22 protein-coding genes are annotated in these 23,949 nt (G+C 33.3%); 12 read left to right on the top strand and 10 right to left on the bottom strand.

Going from position 1 to position 23,949, the window contains the following annotated elements; translation table 11 throughout:
- The first annotated feature begins 2 nt into the window (after positions 1-2).
- Genes BM246_RS03410 through BM246_RS03400 form a run of 3 tightly spaced genes read left to right on the top strand, consistent with a single transcriptional unit; the run spans position 3 to position 2,679 of the window.
- Positions 3-947, top strand: coding sequence for a DUF1835 domain-containing protein (locus BM246_RS03410; RefSeq protein ID WP_074935816.1), 945 nt, complete (start codon positions 3-5; stop codon positions 945-947).
- Complete coding sequence (locus tag BM246_RS03405) at positions 937-1,812, top strand: nucleoside phosphorylase (protein ID WP_074935815.1); 876 nt, start codon at positions 937-939, stop codon at positions 1,810-1,812. The genes BM246_RS03410 and BM246_RS03405 overlap by 11 nt, the downstream gene beginning before the upstream one ends.
- Positions 1,813-1,824: 12 nt before the next feature.
- On the top strand, positions 1,825-2,679 hold the full coding sequence (locus tag BM246_RS03400; protein ID WP_074935814.1) for a substrate-binding domain-containing protein: 855 nt from the start codon (positions 1,825-1,827) through the stop codon (positions 2,677-2,679).
- Positions 2,680-2,766: 87 nt separating this feature from the next.
- On the opposite strand, the gene BM246_RS03395 is transcribed toward BM246_RS03400, so the two are convergent.
- A complete protein-coding gene (locus BM246_RS03395) occupies positions 2,767-4,320 on the bottom strand; it encodes a bifunctional ADP-dependent NAD(P)H-hydrate dehydratase/NAD(P)H-hydrate epimerase (RefSeq protein WP_074935813.1) in 1,554 nt (517 codons plus the stop codon).
- Between the two features lie 343 nt (positions 4,321-4,663).
- On the opposite strand from BM246_RS03395, the gene thrA reads away from it, so the two are divergent.
- From thrA to thrC, 3 genes are all read left to right on the top strand, one after another.
- Positions 4,664-7,108 carry a bifunctional aspartate kinase/homoserine dehydrogenase I gene (gene thrA / locus BM246_RS03390; RefSeq protein WP_074935812.1) on the top strand — a complete coding sequence of 815 codons (2,445 nt, stop codon included), beginning with the start codon at positions 4,664-4,666 and terminating at the stop codon, positions 7,106-7,108.
- Between the two features lie 62 nt (positions 7,109-7,170).
- A complete protein-coding gene (locus tag BM246_RS03385) occupies positions 7,171-8,091 on the top strand; it encodes a homoserine kinase (RefSeq protein WP_042495289.1) in 921 nt (306 codons plus the stop codon).
- A gap of 99 nt (positions 8,092-8,190) precedes the next feature.
- Positions 8,191-9,483, top strand: a complete 1,293-nt coding sequence (gene thrC, locus BM246_RS03380; RefSeq protein ID WP_074935811.1) for a threonine synthase — start codon at positions 8,191-8,193, stop codon at positions 9,481-9,483.
- A 120-nt stretch (positions 9,484-9,603) separates the two neighbouring features.
- Here the strand turns inward: thrC and BM246_RS03375 are convergent, their stop codons facing one another.
- Positions 9,604-11,340 (bottom strand): hybrid sensor histidine kinase/response regulator, encoded by a 1,737-nt coding sequence (locus BM246_RS03375; protein ID WP_074935810.1) that lies wholly within the window; start codon positions 11,338-11,340, stop codon positions 9,604-9,606.
- Positions 11,341-11,600: 260 nt separating this feature from the next.
- Between BM246_RS03375 and gcvT the strand changes: the two genes are divergently transcribed.
- From gcvT to BM246_RS03345, 6 genes are all read left to right on the top strand, one after another.
- Positions 11,601-12,680 (top strand): glycine cleavage system aminomethyltransferase GcvT, encoded by a 1,080-nt coding sequence (gene gcvT / locus BM246_RS03370; protein ID WP_074935809.1) that lies wholly within the window; start codon positions 11,601-11,603, stop codon positions 12,678-12,680.
- Between the two features lie 3 nt (positions 12,681-12,683).
- Positions 12,684-13,598: a glutaminase gene (locus tag BM246_RS03365; RefSeq protein ID WP_074935808.1), complete on the top strand. Its 915-nt coding sequence runs from the start codon at positions 12,684-12,686 to the stop codon at positions 13,596-13,598.
- A gap of 39 nt (positions 13,599-13,637) precedes the next feature.
- The gene (locus BM246_RS03360; RefSeq protein WP_074935807.1) at positions 13,638-14,471 is read left to right on the top strand and encodes a sugar nucleotide-binding protein; all 834 of its coding nucleotides are present in this window, start codon (positions 13,638-13,640) and stop codon (positions 14,469-14,471) included.
- Positions 14,472-14,525: 54 nt separating this feature from the next.
- Complete coding sequence (locus BM246_RS03355; protein ID WP_042495300.1) at positions 14,526-14,822, top strand: 4a-hydroxytetrahydrobiopterin dehydratase; 297 nt, start codon at positions 14,526-14,528, stop codon at positions 14,820-14,822.
- Positions 14,823-14,970: 148 nt separating this feature from the next.
- Complete coding sequence (locus BM246_RS03350) at positions 14,971-15,690, top strand: YebC/PmpR family DNA-binding transcriptional regulator (protein ID WP_042503530.1); 720 nt, start codon at positions 14,971-14,973, stop codon at positions 15,688-15,690.
- A gap of 56 nt (positions 15,691-15,746) precedes the next feature.
- Positions 15,747-16,721 (top strand): Gfo/Idh/MocA family protein, encoded by a 975-nt coding sequence (locus BM246_RS03345; RefSeq protein ID WP_074935806.1) that lies wholly within the window; start codon positions 15,747-15,749, stop codon positions 16,719-16,721.
- Positions 16,722-16,732: 11 nt separating this feature from the next.
- Here BM246_RS03345 and BM246_RS03340 read toward each other — a convergent pair whose 3' ends face one another.
- The 8 genes from BM246_RS03340 to BM246_RS03305 all read right to left on the bottom strand — a co-directional run bounded on the left by BM246_RS03340 (position 16,733) and on the right by BM246_RS03305 (position 23,862).
- Positions 16,733-17,479 (bottom strand): NYN domain-containing protein, encoded by a 747-nt coding sequence (locus BM246_RS03340; protein WP_042495309.1) that lies wholly within the window; start codon positions 17,477-17,479, stop codon positions 16,733-16,735.
- 391 nt (positions 17,480-17,870) lie between these two features.
- Entirely contained in the window at positions 17,871-18,419 is a 549-nt protein-coding gene (locus BM246_RS03335; protein ID WP_074935805.1) for a 1-acyl-sn-glycerol-3-phosphate acyltransferase, read from the bottom strand.
- Between the two features lies 1 nt (position 18,420).
- Positions 18,421-19,503, bottom strand: coding sequence for an iron-containing alcohol dehydrogenase family protein (locus BM246_RS03330; protein ID WP_074935804.1), 1,083 nt, complete (start codon positions 19,501-19,503; stop codon positions 18,421-18,423).
- A gap of 48 nt (positions 19,504-19,551) precedes the next feature.
- Complete coding sequence (locus BM246_RS03325; RefSeq protein WP_074935803.1) at positions 19,552-20,169, bottom strand: CatA-like O-acetyltransferase; 618 nt, start codon at positions 20,167-20,169, stop codon at positions 19,552-19,554.
- 1 nt (position 20,170) lies between these two features.
- Positions 20,171-20,875: an HAD family hydrolase gene (locus tag BM246_RS03320; RefSeq protein ID WP_074935802.1), complete on the bottom strand. Its 705-nt coding sequence runs from the start codon at positions 20,873-20,875 to the stop codon at positions 20,171-20,173.
- Entirely contained in the window at positions 20,866-21,594 is a 729-nt protein-coding gene (gene kdsB, locus BM246_RS03315) for a 3-deoxy-manno-octulosonate cytidylyltransferase (protein ID WP_074935801.1), read from the bottom strand. Before kdsB ends, BM246_RS03320 begins: the two co-directional genes overlap by 10 nt.
- A 105-nt stretch (positions 21,595-21,699) precedes the next feature.
- Positions 21,700-22,266, bottom strand: a complete 567-nt coding sequence (locus BM246_RS03310) for a DUF4126 domain-containing protein (protein WP_042503522.1) — start codon at positions 22,264-22,266, stop codon at positions 21,700-21,702.
- A gap of 159 nt (positions 22,267-22,425) precedes the next feature.
- On the bottom strand, positions 22,426-23,862 hold the full coding sequence (locus tag BM246_RS03305) for an ATP-dependent DNA helicase (RefSeq protein ID WP_074935800.1): 1,437 nt from the start codon (positions 23,860-23,862) through the stop codon (positions 22,426-22,428).
- Positions 23,863-23,949 lie beyond the last annotated feature (87 nt).

Below are 23,949 nucleotides of genomic sequence, written 5' to 3'. Positions count from 1 at the left end.
TTATGAGCAAACAGTTACTGCATATTACAAACAGCGGACATCTGTCTGGCCGTTTAACGGAATTAGAAATTCCAGGAGAACAATTAACTTGGCAAGAATTATTTTGCGAAGGTCCTACATTAGAAACCATTCATTGTAGAGAATCTATAGAAGTTCGAAAAACCTTTTTGCACGATTTTTATGATGTGGATTTAGATTTAAAGAAAGTAGATATTGAACTAGAAAAACTAGATGATGCGGAAGTTAAATATTCGGAAATTATCTTGTGGTTCGATTACGATTTGTTTTCGCATATCAACATGCTGGCTGTAATTAGCCTAATTTATCAGAAGAAAATAAAACTTCCTATATCTTTAGTTTGTAGCGGTCGCATTCCTGGTAATAAAAGCCTTACCGGATTAACCGAATTAAATACATCTCAACTTATAAACCAATACAAAAATAAAGTTGATTTAAATGAAGATGATATAGATATGGCTACTACCGTTTGGGGTATTTACTGCGGAAAAGACCATAATTTATTAAAACCATTTATTGTAAAAAGCTCGAGTTTTAAATATTTAAGTAATTGTTTAAAAGCCCATTTAGAGCGCTTTCCAAACTCTAAAGATGGTTTAAACATTTTAGAACGTAACATTCTTGAAATTGTTAGAGACAATACTATTAAATCTAAACATCATTTATTGGGTTATGCTTTAAACTATCAAGGTTATTACGGCTATCGTGATTTACAATTGGCCAGATTTATTGATAAACTGAGCGTATTTTTAATTGATGAAGAAAATAGTATTACTCTAAACCGAGATGGTTACGAGGCACTTTTAAGTCAGCATAATTTTTCAAAAGAAATTGATAGTGAAATGTATTTTGGCGGTGTTAAAAAGTATGATTTTCAATTTAGTAAACCATTAAACAAACTAGTAAAAACTGTATCGAATGCCAATTAAAGAATCTGAACTTATATTAAATCCAGATGGTAGTGTTTATCATCTAAATTTAAAACCCGAAAATATAGCACAAACCATCATTTTTGTTGGTGATCCAGATCGTGTTTCAAAAATAACCGAGCATTTCGATTCAATTGAATTTTCAACTCATAAACGTGAGTTTAAAACAGAAACAGGCCTTTATAAAGGTAAACGTTTATCTGTAATTTCTACAGGTATTGGTGCCGATAATATTGATATTGTTATAAATGAACTAGATGCTTTAGTAAACATAAATCTAGAAACTAGAGAAATTAATAACGATTTGGTTAGCCTAGATATTGTTAGAATAGGAACTTCAGGATCTTTACAAAGTGATATTCCTGTTAATTCATTTTTAATGAGTTCTCACGGTATGGATATAAACGGTATGCTTCATGCTTATCAAACAGAACACATTTCGCATCCTGATATTGAGGATGCTTTTGTTGCACATAGCGATTGGGATAAAAACAAATCGACACCTGTTATTGTTGAAAAAAGTAATGAACTTGCTGAAAAGTTTAAAGATGAAAATGTAAAGCTTCATCAAGGTATTACAGTTACGGCTAACGGATTTTATGGTCCTCAAGGTCGTGTGCTTCGTTTACCGCTTCGAGATTCAGAATTGAATAACAAAATTGATAGTTTCAAATTCAACGATTTCCGTATTACCAATCTTGAAATGGAAACATCTGCCATTTACGGTTTATCTAAACTATTGGGGCATCGTGCAGTATCTCTTAACGCTATTATCGCGAATAGAGCAAACGGTACCTTCAGCGAAAACCCTGAAAAAATCGTTAATAGTTTAATTCAATTTTCATTAGATAAAATAATTGCTTAGCACCTCATAATCATGACAAAAGTAAATATAGGCGGTGTGCCAGAACACTTTAATTTAGCTTGGTATTTAACCCTGAAAGAAGGTGAGTATAAAGATGAAAACATAAACCTTCGTTGGCACGATTATTATGGAGGCACTGGCGCCATGTGTAAAGCGTTGCGCGATGGAGATATTGATATTGCCGTGATATTAACAGAGGGTATTGTAAAAGATATCATTGCTGGAAACCCTAGTAAAATTGTGCAAACATTTGTGCAAACACCATTACATTGGGGCGTGCATGTCGCGCAAAATTCTACATACAAAACCGTAGCAGATTTAAAAGGAACCAAAGCAGCTATTAGCCGTTATGGGTCTGGTTCTCATTTAATGGCATATATAAGTGCACAAAACCACAACTGGGATTTAGAAAAAGATCTTGATTTTGAAGTGATAAAAAATCTTGATGGTGCTGTAGAAGGCTTAACTCAAGGTAGAGGCGATTACTTTTTATGGGAAAAATTCACGACTAAACCTTTAGTAGATAATGGTATTTTTAGACGAATTGATAATTGTCCGTCTCCATGGCCTTGTTTTGTAATTGCAGTTCGCGAAGATTTTATAAAAAATAATGAAGCCGAATTAAAAACAATTCTTGATATAATTAATAACACGACTAGAGAGTTTAAAGATATCCCAAGTATAGATAAAACTATAGCTAACCGTTATGAGCAACAATTAGACGATGTTCAAGAATGGTTAGGCATTACAGAGTGGTCTCAGGAATTAATAGATAAAGAGACACTGAATAATGTGCAAAAGGAATTATTTGCATTAAATATTATTCCTGAAATAGTGAATTACGAAACCTTAACACACAAATTATAATCACTTATAAAGCAATAAAAAGCCCGTTTAGACAAATGTTTAAATGGGCTTTTTTATTTATTAAAAATCTTGGTATACGTAGGTTATTTAAGGTTTTGGCTCCTCTGCTTCTACTTGTTCCGGTTGTTCTGGCTGTTTAAATAAATCGATAAACGCCTGCCCCATATTATCAATAACATAACTAGCAATTAAACTTTGGTAACCATAATCTTCAACAGCAATATCTGCAGCTTTGCCATGTAAGTACACGCCAAAAATTGATGCTACTACAGGATGATAACCTTGAGAAATTAAACCTGTAATAATACCCGTTAACACATCTCCGCTTCCGGCTGTAGCCAATCCTGGATTTCCGGTGGTATTAACATAAAGTGTATCATCAAAAACAGTAATGCTATTAGCACCTTTAACCACTATGATAACTTTATATTTATTAGAAAAGGCTTTAACTTTTTCTAACTTATCAAAATCGTTTTCCCAACGACCTATTAAACGTTCTAATTCTTTTGGGTGCGGAGTTAAAACGGTTTCTTCTGGTAATTGTTTTAGTAAGCTTTTCTTTTTAGCTAGTAAATTAATACCATCAGCATCTATAACAAGTGGCGTTTTATTGGTTTTCAAAAAGGCTTCAAAAGCTTTCTGAGACTTAGTATCTGTTCCCAAACCAACCCCAATACCTATTACGGTTGGTTCTATATCAAATGCTATATTTGTAATTTTTTCATCATCAGCATCTGTAATTACCATAACTTCTGGCAAAGCAGTCTGTAAAACGTTATAACCACATTTTGGAATATAAGCAGTCACTAAACCTGATCCTGCCGAAAGTGCCGAACGACTCGCTAAAGAAACAGCACCTATTTTACCATAGCTACCTCCAATAATTAAAGCATGCCCAAATTGCCCTTTATGAGAAAATTTTTCGCGAGGTATATAGTTAGGTAATACTTCATTCTTACCAATTAATTGCACTTCTGTTTGTGTAGTCGATAAAAATTCAGGATCTAAACCAATATCCAAAACTTCCCATTGTACTGTATATTTAGCCGTTTCTGGCAGAAAGAAAACAAGTTTAGGTGAAGCAAAACTAAGCGTATAGCCTGCATGCACCACAGCATCCTCATCTGTAACAGCTTTATCTGTGTATAATCCTGAAGGAATATCCACAGCCAGAGTAAACGCTTTAGAGGCTCTAAAATGAAGAAATAAATTCTTAACCCATTCATCTACAGGCCTATTTAAACCAATTCCAAAAACACAATCTACAATAATATCTTGTGGTTCTATTGCTGGAAAATCTTCTTTACATTTTAAAAGTGTTGGCCACTTTTTTGTTACATTTTTAATACGATCGTAATTAATTAAAAAATCTTTAGATCGTTTATCACTGCAGTTTACCACAAAAGTATTTACGTTGTAACCGGCTAAAATTAAATGTCTGGCCAAAACCAAACCGTCGCCACCGTTATTACCTATACCACAAAAAACATGTATTGGTACTTGGGCGCCTTGCATACGTAAATCGATCCAATTAAAAATCTGACTTCCTGCACGCTCCATTAAATCGGTTGATGAAATTTGTTGCTTTTCGGCTGTAAGTTTATCGCCTTCGTAAATTTGCTCTTTTGAAAATATTTTCATTAATAGTATTATTATTGATTTTTCAATCCTTCTTAAACTTTGTCGATTTTTTTCTATGAAAATCGCTACTATATAAGAATTCTATAAAAAATTTGTTTTAGTTTTTTTATAAGGCTAAAAGTAATACTTTTGAAACATATTATATAACTATAATGATTCATTTCAACCAAAATATAAATGCTACAACTTCTTTTTCTACAAAAGGAACAGCTACTATTTTGGCTACAACTACAAACATTACAACCCTTTGGGGTTGCTAATTATATATTCTTCAGGCAATATATGCGATTTTATAAATCGCATAATCAAAAATATTTTTTTTAATTTTTCAATTCATTAAAACATGAAAGTTTTAAAATTTGGAGGAACTTCTGTAGGTTCTTCAGAAAACATAAATAGAGTTATTAGTATTTTAGAAAATCATGGCAAAACAGATGCTGTTGTTTGTGTTGTATCTGCCGTTGGTGGTATTACAGATAAATTACTTTTAACAGGTAAGCAAGCTCAAAACAAAGACATTAACTATAAAGACACGCTAAACTTAATTAAGGATATTCATTTTAGTATTATAAATGAATTAAACTTGGGTACCGGTGAAAACATCACGAAAGTGGTTGATAATGAATTTCAAGAATTAGAAGATTTACTAAACGGCATCTATTTAATAAATGAATTGTCGCCAAAAACATCGGATAAACTTGTAAGTTTTGGTGAAAAACTATCTTCTTTTATTATTGCTGAAACTATGAAAAATCGTGGTTTATCAGCCGATAGAAAAAATTCTCAGGAGCTAGTTGTTACTAACTCTAACTTTACAAAAGCAGAAGTTGATTTTAAAATCACAAATGCTAATATTCAAGATTACTTTAAAACGGCAGTTCAAAATATCACTATTTTACCTGGTTTTGTTTCAAAATCTAAATTAGGAGAACAAACAACACTTGGACGTGGCGGATCGGATTTTACGGCCGCTATTGTTGCTGCCGCACTAAAAGTAGATCAATTAGAAATCTGGACAGATGTTAGCGGTATGTACACCACTAATCCAAAAATGGTAAAACAGGCCTACCCGATCTCTAAGATTTCGTATCAAGAAGCGATGGAATTATCGCATTTTGGAGCTAAAGTATTATATCCACCAACGGTACAACCTGTGTTAAGTTTAGGGATTCCTATTCATATTAAAAACACCATGGAACCAGAAGCTGTTGGTACAGTCATTTCTAATGAAATTGTTGAAGAGTCTACTCCTGTAAAAGGAATTAGCAACATAAGCAATATTGCCTTATTGACATTGCAAGGTAGCGGTATGGTAGGTATTCCTGGGTTTTCTAAACGTTTATTTGAAACGCTTTCTCAAGAAAAAATTAATGTCATCATGACCACTCAAGCCTCATCAGAGCATTCTATTTGTTTAGGTATAGACGAAAAAGAAGCAGATAGCGCTAAAACAGCAATTGATGCTGCTTTTGAAAACGAAATTGCATTAGAAAAAATAGACCCAATTTTTGTTGAAACCGGTCTTTCTATTATTGCGCTTGTTGGTGATAAAATGAAAAACCACCAAGGTATAAGCGGAAAAATGTTTAGTACTTTAGGGAAAAACAACATTAATATTCGTGCTATTGCTCAAGGGGCTTCAGAGAAAAACATATCGGCTGTTATAGCAGAAAGCGATGTTAAGAAAGCTCTAAACACATTACATGAGCAGTTTTTTGAATCTAAAACTAAACAATTAAATGTATTTATTACTGGTGTTGGGAATGTTGGTGAGCGTTTAGTTGAACAAATAAAACAACAAAAGAAATACTTAAAAGAAAACCTTAAAATTAATCTTCGTGTTGCTGGATTATCAAATTCTCGAAAGATGATTTTTAATGAAGAAGGTATCAATTTAAAAAACTGGAAAGATCAACTAGAAGATGGCGAACAAGCTACTCTGCAAGGTTTCTTTGAAAACACTAAAGCATTAAATTTACGTAATAGCATATTTGTTGATGTTACAGCAAATGCAGATGTTGCAAACCTTTATGCTAATTATTTACGCCAAAGTATTGGTGTAGTAGCGTGTAACAAAATTGCATGTTCTAGTGATTTTAAAAACTACAAATTACTTAAAGAATTATCTTTAAAATACAATGCGCCTTATTTATTTGAAACTAATGTTGGTGCAGGTTTACCAATTATTGACACCTTAAATAATTTAATTGCTTCTGGAGATAAAGTAAATTCAATTCAGGCTGTATTATCAGGAAGTTTAAACTTTGTGTTTAACAACTTTACCGATCAAACTAAGTTTTACGATGTTGTAAAGCAAGCTGGTGCTGAAGGTTATACTGAACCAGATCCTAGAATTGATTTGAGTGGTGTAGATGTTGCTAGAAAAATTTTAATCCTTGCTAGAGAAAGTGGTGTTGAAATGAATTTAGAAGATATTGAAAACACATCTTTCTTATCGGAAGCTGGATTGAAAAGTGACTCTGTAGATGATTTTTATCAAACTTTAATCGCAGACGAAGCACATTACCAAAAGTTATATGCTTCCGCAAAAGCGAACAATTGCCAATTAAAATATGTAGCGCAATTTAACGATGGTAAAGCAAGTGTTGGTTTACAAGAAATTCCTGAAGGACACCCATTTTATAATTTAGAAGGTAGCGACAATATTGTTATGTTTTATACACAACGTTACCCAAAACAACCTATGATTATTAAAGGTGCTGGAGCTGGTGCAGATGTTACTGCTTCTGGTTTATTTGCAGATATAATTAGAATAGGAAACGATTAAATAAGCAAATAATTGCTTGATGAGATTTCCACCTTCGTGGAAATAACAAAAGAACTTTTGGAATGAACGAAATAAAAATATTTTCACCGGCAACCGTTGCCAACGTATCTTGCGGATTCGATGTTTTAGGATTCTGTTTAGATAGTGTTGGCGACGATATGGTGATTAGAAAAACCGATAAAAAAGGAGTTTTTATCACTAAAATTGTTGGTTTCGATTTGCCTTATGAAACTGAGTTAAACGTTGCTGGCGTTTCGGCTTTAGCCATGTACAATGCGATTGATGTCGATTTTGGTTTTGAAATTGAAATCTACAAAAATATAAAACCTGGTAGTGGTATTGGAAGCAGTGCTGCAAGTGCCGTTGGTAGTGTTTTTGGAATGAACGAACTCTTAGGACGTCCGTTTAATAAAACAGAACTAACAGCTTTTGCTATTAAAGGTGAAGCTATTGCAAGCAAATGCGAACATGCTGATAACCTCGCTCCTGCTCTTTTTGGTGGTTTTACTTTAGTGAAGAGTATTAATCCTGTTCAAATATTAGAAATTCCGTCACCCAGCGATTTGTACGCAACCATTATACATCCTCAGATAGAAATTAAAACATCAGAGTCTCGTGCCGTACTTCCAAAAGAAGTAGCACTTAGCGATGCTATAACCCAATGGGCCAATGTGGGTAGCTTAGTACATGCCTTGCATACTAATGATTACAATTTACTTAAAGATTCGTTACATGATGTTATCGTAGAACCACACAGAAGCAAGTTAATACCGCATTATAATGATGTAAAACAGGCATCATTACAAGCAGGCGCATTAGGTTGTGGAATATCAGGTTCTGGACCATCAATATTTTCATTGAGCAAAGGTTTGGAAACAGCAAACAACATAAAGGAAGCCATTAATAATGTTTATGCAAAAACAGGAATTGAATTTGATATTCACGTTTCTAAAATTAACACAGAAGGCGTTAAAATAGTATAAGTTTGATTTAGTTCCTCTTTTCGACACAAATTAAAATCACACTTAAGAAATATAAATTAATAATAAATAGTTTCCTGCTTAGGCAGGTTTTCATAAATTATGAATTACTACTCATTAAATAAAGAAGCAGAAAACACATCGTTTAAAGATGCGGTTATAAAAGGATTAGCGCCAGATAAAGGTTTGTACTTCCCTGAAAGTATTACACCTTTACCAAAGTCATTTTTCGATAATATTGATAATTTATCGCATACTGAGATTGCTTTTGAAGCTATTAAACAATTTGTTTCACCAGAAATACCTGAAAATGTTTTAAAAACTATAGTTGAAGAAACTTTGTCTTTCGATTTCCCTGTGGTTAAGCTTAATGATAATATATCTACTTTAGAGTTATTTCATGGGCCAACTATGGCTTTTAAAGATGTTGGTGCTCGATTTATGGCGCGTTGCTTAGGCTATTTCAACAAAGACAACACCAATGAGGTTACCGTTTTAGTCGCTACATCGGGAGATACTGGTGGTGCTGTTGCTAATGGTTTTTTAGGAGTTAAAGGTGTAAATGTTGTGATACTTTACCCTAGCGGAAAAGTGAGTGATATTCAAGAAATGCAACTAACCACTTTAGGGCAAAATATAAAAGCCTTAGAAGTAGATGGCACTTTTGATGATTGCCAAGCTATGGTAAAAACAGCTTTCTTAGACGAAACCTTAACAAGCAAAATGCAACTAACATCGGCCAACTCGATTAACGTGGCACGTTGGTTACCACAACTTTTCTATTTTATGTTTGCTTACAAGCAACTACATAATACACACGAAAACATTGTGTTTTCTGTGCCAAGTGGAAATTTTGGTAATGTTTGTGCCGGAATGATGGCACAACAATTAGGCTTGCCTATTAAGCATTTTATTGCTTCTAATAACGAAAACAATGTGGTTACACGTTATTTAGATTCTGAAAAGTACGAGCCAAAACCATCAGTACAAACTATTAGTAATGCTATGGATGTTGGTGCACCAAGTAATTTTATTCGTATACAGGAAATTTATAAAAATAACTTTAGTGCTTTAAAAGAAAACATCTCTTCTTATAGTTTTTCAGATGATGAAACTCGAGAAGCGATGTTAGAAATTTTCAATAAATACAATTATGTTGCAGATCCGCATGGAGCTGTAGGATATTTAGGTTCTAAAAACTACTTAAAAGATACCCCTAACGCACATTGCGTATTTTTAGAAACTGCTCACCCAACAAAATTCTTAGATGTTGTAGAAAAAGTTATAAAAGAAAAACAACCACTTCCTGAGCAAATACAATCGGTTATGGGACGCGAAAAAGTTGCTGTTTCTATTGCAACTTATAATGATTTAAAAGACTTCTTATTGAGCTAAAACTTTAAAGAAATAAACGTGAAAAACGGTTTTACAAACTTAAACACTTTCGAGTGTTTGATTGTAAAACCGTTTTTTTTTTATAACTAAAGGCCTGCTATTAAATAGATATGTATCAGATTAGGCCATTAAAACCTTATCGTACTTTTTCAAAATTGAAAAAACGTCTTCTTTGCTAAAAGGCTTAGATAATATATCATCGAAACCTAAAGTATCCAATTTATCAATAATTTCGGTACTTGGTATGTTTGCTGTAAAGGCAATAACAACTACATCTGGTCTATATTTTTTAATATGACCAATAGCTTTAAAACCATTCATTTTAGGCATCTCTAAATCTAAAAGCACAAGATCGATATCTTTATGCAATTTTATTTTTTCAACAGCCTCTAGTCCATTTGTTCCTTTATATATTTTCGGAACATGCTTTTCTAATAGTTTTTTAGCATACATCATGCTCACCATATTATCTTCTACTAATAATATAGTTGAATTCAATGAAAAATCATCATTGAATGTGTCTTTGTTTGTCACTTTCTTGGGAGTTAATTCAACGCGTTCCAAAGTTAAAGGAAATTGAAATCGCGTACCTTTATTTATTCTACTTTCTATTTTTATCTCAGAATTCATAGCTAATATAATCGATTGAGAAATAGCTAAACCTAAACCTGTTCCTCCGTATACCGGATTTTTCTCGTTCTTAATTTGATGAAAACTTTCAAATACTTTCTTTAAATTTCTTGGTGCAATACCAATACCTGTATCTTCCACCTTAAAATGTATGGATACCTGTTCTTGATTCAATTCAACAACTTCAGCTGAAAATGTGATTTTTCCTTGTTCTGTAAATTTAATAGCATTCGATATCAAATTATGTATAACTTGAGCGAAACGTTTTCCATCTACGTTAACTACAACATCTTTTAATTTTTCATCTATATAAGTATGAAGCTTTAAATTCTTCTCTTCTGCCTTATTAATAAAAGCAATAGTAATTTTATTCAAAAAATCGTAAAGCTCTTTTGGTTCCTTAGACAACTCAAAACGCCCCGATTCAATTTTATGAATATCTAACATATCATTAACCAATAACAGCATATTATCATTACAATAATCTAAAATCTCAAAGTACTTTTTTGTCGTAACATCATTGTTATCATTACCTAAAATTAGCTGGGTAACCCCATTTATACTATTAATTTGGGTACGTAATTCGTGTCCCAGGTTAGACAACACTCGCGTTCTTCTATCTTTCTCATTCTCAGCCTCTTCTTTATCACTAAATATTTTTTTAATGAAAGATTTACTTTGGCCAAGCGCTTGCAGCGAGAAAATCATAATCAAAATAAAAGCCACTGATGAGTTTAAAACAAATTTATAATGTACTTCACTTCTAGTTAAATGATCATAATAATTAGAATATAAAGGAGATACCACCACAGAGATAATCATTAATGATATAATTAGCGCATATAAAATATTGGTATGCTTTTGGAAATACTTTTCATGCCTAATAACATATGGTAAGCAAAAAAGCATAACTAATTGAAACCAGTAATAACCAGACATTAAACCTTCTAAATAAGATAAACCCACCAATGCGCCTCCTAAAGTAATATATACTATATAAGGACCTGCTATATAATTACGACGTATTACAAAAACATAAACACTAATAAAAAAACTAATTAGTGGTAACACAATCAATAAAGCAGAGGCCGCTAACCCTTGATAATAGTTTAAAAAAGTATAGGCGGCAGTAAAGAATGTAGTAGATAAATAAATACGGATAGCGTGCTTAAAAAAAGTTTTACGCTTTAAATCTTTAAAATTAAGAGTCCTTATTGTTGGTTCCATTTGGAAATTGCTACAGACAAAAGAAACGATTTTATCGATTAAATGCAAGTTTGGTAAAATATTTTTTCAAAAAAACTAGTCAATAATGCTTTTAATCTATAATCTATTCCTTTCTTTTTGAAATAATTATCAATACAGTCTCTATTATATGTTTTTAATATCTCATCATAATAGATTAAAACTAAATCTATATTTTTTCAATACATTTGTTTTCTGAAACGATTCACTAATTTTTATAAAATCATAAAAACACAACCTTAATGAAAAACACAGCCTTAACCCAAACTCACGAAGCTCTAGGAGCTAAAATGGTACCTTTTGCAGGATATAATATGCCTGTTCAATATGAAGGTGTAAATGCTGAACATGAAACGGTAAGAACCAGCGTTGGTGTTTTTGATGTATCTCACATGGGTGAATTTTTAATTGAAGGTCAACATGCGCTAAGCTTAATTCAAAAAGTATCGAGTAATGATGCTTCTAAATTAACTATAGGAAAAGCACAATATAGCTGTTTACCAAATGATGTTGGTGGTATTGTAGACGATTTAATTATTTATAAAATAAAAGAAGAAACTTACCTTTTAGTTGTTAATGCAAGTAATATTGAAAAAGATTGGAATTGGATTCAATCTAAAAACGATGTTGGGGCAGAAATGAAAAATTTAAGTGAAGATTATTCATTATTAGCCATTCAAGGGCCAAAAGCTATTGAAGCTATGCAATCTATAACAAGTCACGATTTGGCTGCCATTAAATTTTACAACTTTGTAGTTGGAGATTTTGCAGGTATTGAAAACGTGATTATATCGGCTACTGGTTATACAGGTAGTGGCGGATTTGAAATTTATTGTAAAAACACCGAAGTAAAACAAGTTTGGGATAAGGTTTTTAAAGCTGGTGCAGATTATGGCATTAAGCCTATTGGTTTAGCAGCACGTGATACCTTACGTTTAGAAATGGGGTATTGCCTTTACGGAAATGATATTGATGACACCACCTCTCCTATTGAGGCTGGCTTAGGTTGGATTACAAAATTCAACAAAGACTTTACAAACTCAGAGGCTTTAAAAGCAGAAAAAGAACACGGATCGGAAAGAAAATTAATTGCTTTCGAATTAGATGAGCGTGGCATTCCTCGTCATGATTATGATATAGTTGATGGTAATGGTAACAAAATTGGAGTGGTAACTTCTGGAACCATGTCTCCTAGTTTGGGTAAAGGTATTGGCTTAGGTTATGTGCCAACGGTTTTTGCCGATGTAAACAGTAAAATAAATATTCAAATTAGAAAAAAAGCGGTACCTGCAACAGTAGTTAAATTACCGTTTTACAAATAGTCTATGCTAGATATTCAAGCTATTTTAGAAAGCATTCAAAAAAACGCTACAGAAGCACCCGATAAAGGTGCTGTGGCAACATATATTCCGGAGTTAGCCCATATTAGTAAGGATAACTTCGGAATTCATTTACGCACTTCCGATGGTAAAAGTTATGGTGCAGGCGATTTTAATAAACCCTTTTCCATACAGAGTATTTCTAAAGTTTTAGCACTATCTAAAGCCATGTCGTTAATTGGTGAAAATATTTGGAAACGTATGGATGTCGAGCCTTCTGGCCACCCTTTTAATCAATTGGCTTTATTGGAAATTGAAAATGGTATTCCCAGAAATCCATTTATCAATTCTGGAGCTATTGTAATAGCAGATATTCTACTTTCAAATTTAGAAAACCCAAAAGAAGATTTTTTAAATTACGTACGCGATTTAACTAACGATCAAACTATAGAGTATAACCAAGCAGTTGCAGATTCTGAAAAACGAACAGGTTTTAAAAATTATGCTGCCGCCAATCTTCTAAAATCATTTAAAAATTTAGACAATCCGGTAAACGATGTTTTAGATTTTTATTTTCAACAATGTTCTTTAGAAATGACGTGTAGCCAACTAACAAAAACATTTTCGTTTTTGGCAAATAAAGGCACCTGTATGTTAGATAAAGTACGCCTTACCGAAACTCAAGCAAAGCGTATAAATGCCATAATGCTTACTTGTGGATTTTACGATGAGGCTGGAGAGTTCGCTTTTGAGGTGGGCTTACCAGGTAAATCTGGTGTTGGTGGTGGTATTGTAGCACTTTTGCCAGATAATTTTACTATTGCAACATGGTCTCCAGGACTCAATAAAAAAGGAAATTCTAAACTTGGCATGTTGGCTTTAGAGGCTTTTACGACTAAAACAAAGTTATCCATTTTCTAAGTTACTATTAACTTAGAAATGGCTTAAGAAGTTTGATGTATGATAAAGCGAGAAAGTAAACATAGAATTCTAATTTTAGGAGCAAGTGGCTTTTTAGGAAGCGCCATTTATAAAGAGCTTTTTCCCTATTTCAGAACCTCGGGCACTTATAATACTTCAAACAAAACCTTAGAAAAAAATCGTCAGTTTTTTCATTATAATTATGAAGAAGATGATATCTACGAAATTCTAGATATTGTAAAACCAACTATCATAATTTCAGCACTTCGTGGCGATTTTTCTAAACAAGTTATGCTTCATCGGCACTTGGCCGAGTATTTACTATTAGAAAACACCAAACTCATCTTTTTATCTTCAGCAAACGTATTTGATGCCTACAGCAAATACCCAAGTTACGAACAAGATAAAACGCTTAGTAATAGTATATATGGACACTTCAAAATTAAAATTGAAAACATGCTATTGCGCCTACCAAAAGAGAAAGTGGCTATTGTAAGGTTACCTATGGTTTTTGGTCCACATGCCCCAAGGTTAACAGAAATACTTCAACTTATAGATTTAAATGAACCTATTGAAGTTTTTCCTAATTTAGTAATGAATATCACTTCTGATAACAAATTGACACAGCAAATTCATTACATCATCAACCGGAATAAATCGGGTGTTTTCCACCTAGGAAGTAATGATTTAGTACATCACGACGATTTTATAAAAGAAATTATAGAAACCCTTCATCTAGAACATAAAGCCAAATACAAACAAGTTTTTACAACCAATGATGAGCGTTATTTAGCTGTTTTACCAAAATTCAACAAGCTACCAAAACACTTACAATTGGTGAGTCAGGATATTTTATCAGAATTAAAAAAATGAGCATATTATCCGTAAATAAATCACTAATTTAGTCTCTTCAAAAACATATAAATAATGATGAAACTTTCCGAAGACGATATAGAAAAAAGATTGCTTCAATACCCAGATTGGGAGTATTATGAAAATGCAATTCACGCCGAATTTGAATTCGATAATTTTAAAGATTGCTTTAGCGCCATGAGCCGTATAGCCTTTGAATGCGAAGCTTTAAACCATCATCCAGATTGGAGTAATGTTTACAACGTGCTCAATATTTCTATCTCTACACACGATGCAGATGGTGTAACAGCCAAAGATTTTAAACTGGCCAAAGCTATAGATAGCATTGTAGTACCTGAAGATGAGGAATAATTTGTATTTCTGCTGAAGGTTTTTAACTTTGTGCGATTAAAATAATAGACGTGTTTTCGCTTTCGCGGAAATATAACAATAATAGTGAAGTTGGTACATCTAAAATATCCAGATGCATTAAGATCACATCAACTAAAAGAATGTAATTATGGGAAGAGCTTTTGAATTTAGAAAAGCAAGAAAAATGAAACGTTGGTCTGCTATGAGCAAAGCCTTTACACGTATTGGTAAAGATATTGTTATGGCGGTTAAAGAAGGAGGACCCGATCCTGCAAGTAACTCGCGTTTACGTGCTGTAATACAAAATGCTAAGGCTGTAAATATGCCTAAGGATAATGTAGAACGTGCCATTAAAAAAGCAAGTGAAAAAGGCCAAGGCGATTATAAAGAAGTTCTTTTTGAAGGCTATGCACCACATGGTATTGCTGTTTTAGTAGAAACTGCAACAGATAACAACACCAGAACAGTTGCTAATGTACGTAGCTATTTTAACAAATGTGATGGTAGTTTAGGTACTTCTGGTTCTGTAGTTTTTATGTTCGACCATACTTGTAATTTTAGAATTGATGCGGAAGGATTAGACCCTGAAGAATTAGAACTTGAATTTATCGATTTTGGCGCAGAAGAAGTATTTGCCGATGATGATGGTATTTTAATTTACGCACCTTTTGAAAGTTTTGGAGCCATTCAAGCTGAATTAGAATCTCGAGAAATTGAAATTTTATCTTCTGGATTTGAACGTATTCCACAAGTTACAAAACCACTATCTGCAGATGAAGCTGCCGATGTAGAAAAACTTTTAGAAAAACTTGAAGAAGATGATGATGTACAAAACGTATATCATACCATGGAAGAAAGTGCTGAGTAATATTCAACTTAATATATTAAAGAGAACTTAACGGTTCTCTTTTTTTTGCTTTTTATATGAAAACAATAAACTGGGGAATTATAGGTTGCGGGAATGTAACCGAAGTTAAAAGCGGACCTGCTTACAAACTTACAAGTGGTTTTAATATTGAAGCCGTGATGCGTCGTGATCGAGAAAAACTTGAAGATTATGCTAAGCGTCACAACATCAATAAAACATATACAGATGCAGATGCACTTATTAATGATAGTAGCATTGACGCCGTTTATATAGCAACGCCACCTGATAGCCATAAACTTTATGCTTTAAAGGTTGCTACCGCTGGAAAACCATGTTGTATTGAAAAGCCACTAAGCCCAAGTTATGCTGATAGTTTAGAAATATGTAATGCTTTTATGGAAAAAAACATTCCACTATTTGTAGCCTATTATCGCAGATCTTTACCGCGGTTTTTAAAAGTTAAAGAATGGTTAGACAATAACTTTATTGGAGATGTTAGGCATATATCGGCACATTTAAGCAAACCTGCAAACCAAACCGATTTATTGAAAAAAGATAATTGGCGAACAGATTCCAAAATTGCACCCGCAGGTTATTTTGATGATTTAGCGAGCCATGGATTAGATTTATTCGCCTTCTTTCTTGGTGATATTGAAAATGCCAAAGGCTTTAGTTTAAACCAACAAAATTTATATTCTGCCAAAGATGCCGTTACCGCATCTTGGTTACACAAAAACGGTATTACAGGCTCTGGAACCTGGAATTTTGGATGTAGTGATCATGTAGATCATGTTACTATTTATGGTAGTAAAGGCACCATTGAATTCTCTGTATTTCATGAAAACCCCATTATACTAAAAAGCGAATCTAAAACCCAATCGTTGATTATTGAAAACCCAAAACATATACAAACACCACATGTGGAAAACATGAAAACGGTTTTGTTCAATGAATTGACTGCACACCCTTCTACAGGAAAAACAGCATTGCATACCAGTTGGGTAATGGATAAAATTTTAGATAAGCTCTAAATACTACTTTACTATTTGTTTTTTACGTAAATCAACTTAAATCGTCCGTTAGTTTGATCACGTTGCTCCATTTCAAATTGTGGTAGAGATTTAAACAGTGGTGTTAACTTCTGGAAACCAAAGTTTCGAGAATCGAAGTTAGGTTGCTTTTTAAGAATTAGAGAGCCTACATCTCCTAAAAATGCCCAACCATCATCGTCTGCTGCATCGTCTACAGAGTTCTTTAACAACTTAATAATTTTTGGTGTTATGTTGTATAAGTTTTCCTTTTTAGGCTTCGCTCCTTTCTTGTCCTTATTGGTGTCTTCATCTTCATCGCTATCCTTTGCAAGGATCTCTAGATAGATAAATTTATCGCAAGCCACAATAAAAGGGTTCGGTGTCTTCTTTTCACCCATGCCATAAACCACCATAGCGGCTTCTCGCAATCGGGTTGCCAATTTTGTAAAATCGCTATCTGATGATACTAAACAAAAACCGTTTACCTTTTCAGAATATAGAATATCCATAGCATCAATAATCATTGCTGAATCTGTAGCATTCTTCCCTGTTGTATAGCCGTATTGTTGTATTGGCGTTATGGCATTTTCCAAAAGTACATTTTTCCATTTGGAAAGATGCGGTTTGGTCCAATCACCATAAATTCGCTTAATTGTTGGTGTGCCATATTTGGCTATTTCTTCCATCATTTCAGAAATATATCTAGATGGTATGTTGTCGCCATCGATTAGAACGGCAATTTTTGTGTCTTTTATCATAATTATTAAAGATAAAAAAATATAATAGATTCTATATTTTCTTTTTATTATTTTTTGTTGAATTTTTCCTAAAAAACAACTGGCCATTATTTTGGCATATTGTTACCAGATAAATTGTGTTAGAGATTGTAGCATTGTTGGAGCTCTTTTGTGTTGTTGCACCTATTTCAACACAAAAAAGCGACTTCGGAAAGCCCGCCCATTGGGGAACGCCATTACAGACAACATGCTAAAATTAGGAATAAAAAAAAGCTATATTCTTTGAGAGACATAGCTTTTGGAGTTTTAGTTGAAAATTCTGTTTCTTTTTAGGGACAAACAATTGTTTACTTTATGTTTCAGGATTCGCAACTAAACTATTAATTTCAAATATTATGCCATTTTTAATGACTTATGAATATTTGGATACTTTTCCTTTTACATCTTTAAAAAATGCTCTAAGCTCTTCGAAATCTGCTTCGGCATTGTCGGTTGGATAAAATGGTTCTGAAATTTTGTTTTGCTTATTTTCAAAATCTAGCGTAAACATAATTATCGGAACGTTAGCTTGTTTAGCGATATAGTAAAAACCAGTTCGCCATTGATCTACTTTTTTTCTTGTACCTTCGGGTGCTAACGTCATTCTAAACTCTTCTTTTTCTTTAAAAAGTTTGGCTATAGCATCTACCTTATTCTCGTTATTTTGACGGTTAATTGGGGCACCTCCTAAGGCTCTAAAAAACCAAGCTACTGGAAATACGAACAGTTCCTTTTTTCCAACAAAATTGGTTTTAACTTGAATTACAGCGCGCAATAAAACGCCAATGTAAAAGTCGTGCCAACTGGTGTGTGGTGCGGCAATAATGACCGCTTTTTTAACCGTATCTTTTGAGAAATTTGTGTTACCAACAATTTGCCAGCCTAAGACCTTGAAATAGATAACTTTGGCTAGCCATTGCATATTATATTTTTTTATAAATTCCTTTTAATTTTTCTGGCGTTATAGTTTCTTTCCAGTTTTTACCTATAGCATTTTCCCAAAGTGGCTCTAAACTTAATGCCACACGAATCATGGTGTCAAATTGCTCATCGGTTAATTTAGCACAAATACCTGTTGGCAATTCTATGTTGTGTTTTGCTTTCATTTGTTTAAAAATGGCAACACCTTCTGGATAAAACTCTTCTAAATGATCGAAAACTAAACAGTTACCAATACCATGTTTTACACCTAGTAAAAACGATAAACCATAGCTCATAGCATGTGCAACGCCTACCTGAGAATAAGCAATACTCATACCTCCATGCCAACTAGCCATCATTAATTTATCTTGAGATTCTTCTTCAGATAAATCTCCATCTAAGAATATTTCTTTACATAAATCGAAAGATTTTTCTCCGTAAGTTTTACTAAACTCATTTAAGTACGTACCATTTAAGGACTCTACGCAATGTACATAACAATCCATACCTGTGTAAAACCACTGGTCTTTTGGCACATCTTTGGCTAGTTCTGGATCTAAAAGTACTTGATCGAAGGGGGTGAAATCACTATTAATTCCTAATTTAAGTTTTGGGCCTGTAAGTATAGTTGTTCTGGATACCTCTGCTCCTGTTCCTGAAATTGTAGGAATACCAACGTGATAAATGGCTGCGTTTTTTACTAAATCCCAACCTTGATAATCGTGAGCCTCGCCTTCGTTTGTTATTAAAAGCGCTACGGCTTTCGATAAATCTAATAAGCTACCACCACCAATACCTATAATACCAGATGGGCGCTCTTTAGATTTTAATATTATATCTTCAACAAGCTCGTCGACTTGTGTGGTTTTAGGCTCTTCTTTAGATGAAACAAATATAATTCTGTCATCATAAGAAAGGTTTATTCTAGATGTTAACCAAGCGTTGTTTTTAAAAACGTCGTCTATTAAGAAAATAAAAGGCGCATGGATACTAGATCGTTTTGGGGCTAAAACGTCGTTTATTTGATTGAAACTACCTCTGCCAAATATAACTCTAGGCACCATTGGAAAGTTTTTGTAACTCATTTGTTAGGTTTTCTTTTACGAAATGTAAAAATACTATTAATTTAAATTTTACTGGTTTAAAAACTGCTGAAATTTCTTAGAAAAAAGTCCAACGTGGTATCCATCAACTAAGGCATGGTTTACATGCACGGACACATTCATAATTAATTCATCATTTATAAGAGTTGCTTTCCCAAAAGATAATTTTGGAATGCTATCTACAAGCCCAGAATTAGGTTCTTTGTGTGCTATAAAATTGACCCAAGGTAATGCGGAACAATGAATACAGTCCTGGCCATTAATTGGCGGGAACAATTCTGTTGTACTTTTTATACGGTTTTTCTCTGCGTCTAAGTTTATAGAAAATGTCTCTAAATTCTCATTATAAGTCACAAATGAAAAACCAAAGGTATTATCATCTCTTAAAATTGTTGGGGATGTATGTATCACATCATAAGCAACTACCTCCCCGTTTTCAATTCTATATTTAAAGTTTTCTATCGCGTTAATGGCACGCATACAATCGTGCAAATACCGAGTAAAAAAGCTTGTTTTTGTTTCCTTAGAAACTTGATATGCCTTGGTGACATTGAATGGTATAGTTACAGCGAACGAAGGATCGGCTAAGCCCGAAAAATGTTCGAAATGCTGTTTTCTATTCCAAGTATTGATATCGATTACTTTCAAATTAATTAATAAGTTTTAAAAGTTCGGTTAATGTATTTATAGTTTTGTAATCTTTACCGTTGGTTTCCTTTTCCGTAACTTGCTCGTGTGCCCAAGTGGTATGAAAAGGTACGTGTATAGCTTGAGCTTTTAAATTCACTAAGGGTAAAACATCCGATTTTAAGGAATTTCCTATCATTAAAAATTCTGAAGGCTTCACTTCTAAACGGTTTAGCATTTGAGAATAATTATCTTCTTGCTTATCACTTAAAACTTCAATGTGATGAAAATAATGGGTTAAACCCGATTTCTCTAATTTGCGTTCCTGATCTAGTAAATCGCCTTTAGTTGCTAGAATAAGTCTATATTTTTTTGATAGATTTTCTAAAACTTCCTCTACGCCATCTAAAAGTTCCACAGGCTTATTAAGCATATTTTTTCCGATGTTTAAAATAGCTTCTATGGTTTTATTAGAAACGGTATAGTTCGATAGTTCCAACGCTACTTCTACCATCGATAACGTAAACGCTTTTATACCGTAACCGTATAAGGGTAAATTGCTTATTTCTTTTTTGAAAAGTTCTTGATCAATTTTATTAGGCGTTTCATATTTTGATAATAACCTACCAATTTCATCTTCGGCTTCTCGAAAATAAGTTTCGTTTACCCAAAGTGTATCATCGGCATCAAAACCAATTACTTTTATGTTATCGTAATTTATTTCCATAACTTCTTTGCACGTTCTAAATCTTCTGGTGTATCTATTTCTACACCTTGTACATCAGTTTCTACCATTTTAATACGTTTACCGTATTCTAAATAACGAATACATTCTATTTTTTCCGAAGCTTCTAAAGATAGCATTGGTAAATTATAGAAATCCATAATAGCCTGCTTTCTAAATGCGTAAACACCTTTATGTTTAAAATATCGAACACCAACATCTTTATCACGTGGATAAGGAATTGGGCTTCTTGAAAAGTAAAGTGCAAAATCTGCCTGATCGACAATTACTTTTACTGTATTTGGGTTTTTAATTTCTTCTTCGTCGGTAATATGTACCATTAATGATGCCAAATCAACTTCTTTATTAGGGTCTTGTTTAAATACCTCAATAAGTTTAGTTAACGATTCTTTATCAGTAAAAGGCTCATCGCCTTGCACATTAATAACAATATCAACATCTAAAAGTTCTACAGCTTCAGCAATTCTATCGCTACCACAATCGTGCTCCTTTTTGCTCATCATAGCTTTTCCGCCGTGGTTTACAATTTCATTATAAATAATATCGCTATCGGTAACTACAATAACATCATCAAAAAGTTTGGTTGCAACGGTAGCCTCGTAAGTTCTAAGAATAACAGTTTTACCTCCTAGGTCTTGCATTAGTTTTGCTGGGAAACGTGATGCACTATAGCGTGCAGGAATCATTGATATTATTTTCATGTGAAATGTTACTGTGTATTAAAACTGTATTTTAGTTTTTCATTAAAGCCATTATTCAACTAAACTTTAAATCTTCACCAAAAATAAGATAAATAATAGAATGTTTTAAGGATTACTGGGCTTAAACTTCTTATAAACCTTAAAAATTATGAATAATATAAGAACCACTAAAACAATAGCAAGAATTGGCATAAATATAGACACAACCGACATTACCACCGATGTTCCTGTCTCTAAAGTGGCTACAATAGGGTTGGCTAAACCTCCCGTTGTTGCTGTGGAAGCTAAACGCGTAGTACTTGAAGTTCCGGCCACTGCTGCAGCTGTACCTCCACCAGCAATAATAGCTAATGCCCAAGTTACTACGGGGCTCAAATCGGCAACAGTAGACAACATAACTGCCGTACCAGCCAAGGCGGCTAATGGTACGGCAACAGTATCTAGTAAATTATCAACATAAGGAATAAAATATGCGCAAATCTCTACCAATGTAGCAACGCCTAGCGTTATTATGGCCGCAGTACTACCAACCCATTGCCAAGATTCATTAAGTTCCCAAACATCAAAATAAGCAGCTAAGCTTAAAGCGAACAAGGGCATAAAAACTCGAAAACCAACCGAGGCGGAAAGCCCGATACCTAAAAAAATACTTATTATTGTTTCTACTGCCATAAAAAATTAAATCTTTTTAAATGAAATTCTTCATTATATCAATCATTAAATATAAATAAAAAAACATTGACGATCGCTACCCTACTGTAATGTATAAATCTGTTTCTAATTATTGATTTTATCAAGAACTGTGCCTCTATGTTATTTCGAAAAATAGCTCTAAGAAAGTGGATCTTCCTCAAAAAACTCATCTTTAAAACCAATTAAGTATAATTTTTCCTTTGCACGCGTTGCGGCAGTATATAACCACCGTAGATAATCTTTATCTATCCCGTTTGGTAAATAAGGTTGCTCCACAAAAACGGTATTCCATTGGCCACCCTGAGATTTATGGCAAGTTATCGCATAAGAGAACTTAACCTGTAAGGCATTAAAATGCTTATTGCTTTTTACTTTTAGAAACTTTTTATACTTAGAGGTTTCGTTTTCAAAATCCTTCATCACTTCTTGGTACAATCGGTTTGATTCCTCGTAAGGAAGCGAAGGTGTTTCGGCCTCAATAGTATCTAGAAGTAACACGGTTTCAAAAGGTTGCATTTTAGGATAGTCTACCATGCGCACTTTAACTTCCGCAAAGCGAAAACCATACAATTCCTGAATACTGAAAATTTCTAAAACTTCAATAATATCTCCATTAGCAATAAAACCAGCTTCTGTAGTGGGCTTTAACCAAAAATAATTATTTTTAACTACCATTAAATAATCACCAGCAGACAATTCGTTTTCATTAAATAAAATACGACTTCTAATTTGTTGATTATACATATTAGCACGTTTATTACTCCGCACAATTATTGCTGTTTCTTCATTTCCTAATTCACTATAAGCGTCGTTTATAGCGTCCATAATTTCGTAACCATCAACTAGCCTTACAATATCTTTAAAGCCGTTTAAATCAAACTTAAAATAGTCGTACATCTCTCTTGCCAACACATCTCTTAGTATAGTTGCATTAACTAATATACCAGAATCCTGACCTTGCCTAACCACTTCGTCCAATTCCATTCTAGTTACCTCTTTGTTGTAGTTTAAAGCTAAGGTGTTTTCGTCTAGAGCCGGACTAATATCTAATCTTACCGGAGGCAACTGTGCGGTATCTCCAATTAACAATAACTTACAATTATGGCCAGCATAAACGTATTGCATTAAATCGTCTAAAAGCGATCCGTTTTCCATTAATTTAGATTCGCTTGGCGTATCTGGAATCATCGATGCTTCATCTACAATAAAAATGGTGTTTTTATGCTTGTTGGGTTGTAAAACAAACTTTACACCACCTCCAGCATCTTTTTTTGGAAAATATATTTTTTTATGAATAGTGAACGCCTCTTTTCCAGAATAATTAGCGATAACTTTGGCCGCTCGGCCGGTTGGCGCCATTAAAACGGCACTCTTTTTTGCCTTCCATAAATTGTTTACAATAGCCCCTACAATCGTTGTTTTCCCAGTACCTGCGTAGCCTTTAAGCAAATACAAGGCGTTTTTATCACTTTTAAAGATAAACTCTGATAATTGCTGAAGTACAATATTTTGTTTAATTGTTGGATTAAACGGAAACTGCTGTTTTATAAGGGAATAGAATTCGGATGCTGTCATTAATTGAAAATAATTTTAGAAATTCTTCAAAGATAGAATGATTTTTATTCGCTTTGGTTTTTACGATTAAAAAAAAATTGTAGATTT

Origin of the sequence: Algibacter lectus (assembly GCF_900112395.1) — a bacterium.
Classification (GTDB): domain Bacteria; phylum Bacteroidota; class Bacteroidia; order Flavobacteriales; family Flavobacteriaceae; genus Algibacter; species Algibacter lectus.
This window is presented reverse-complemented; position numbering and strand designations above follow the sequence as displayed.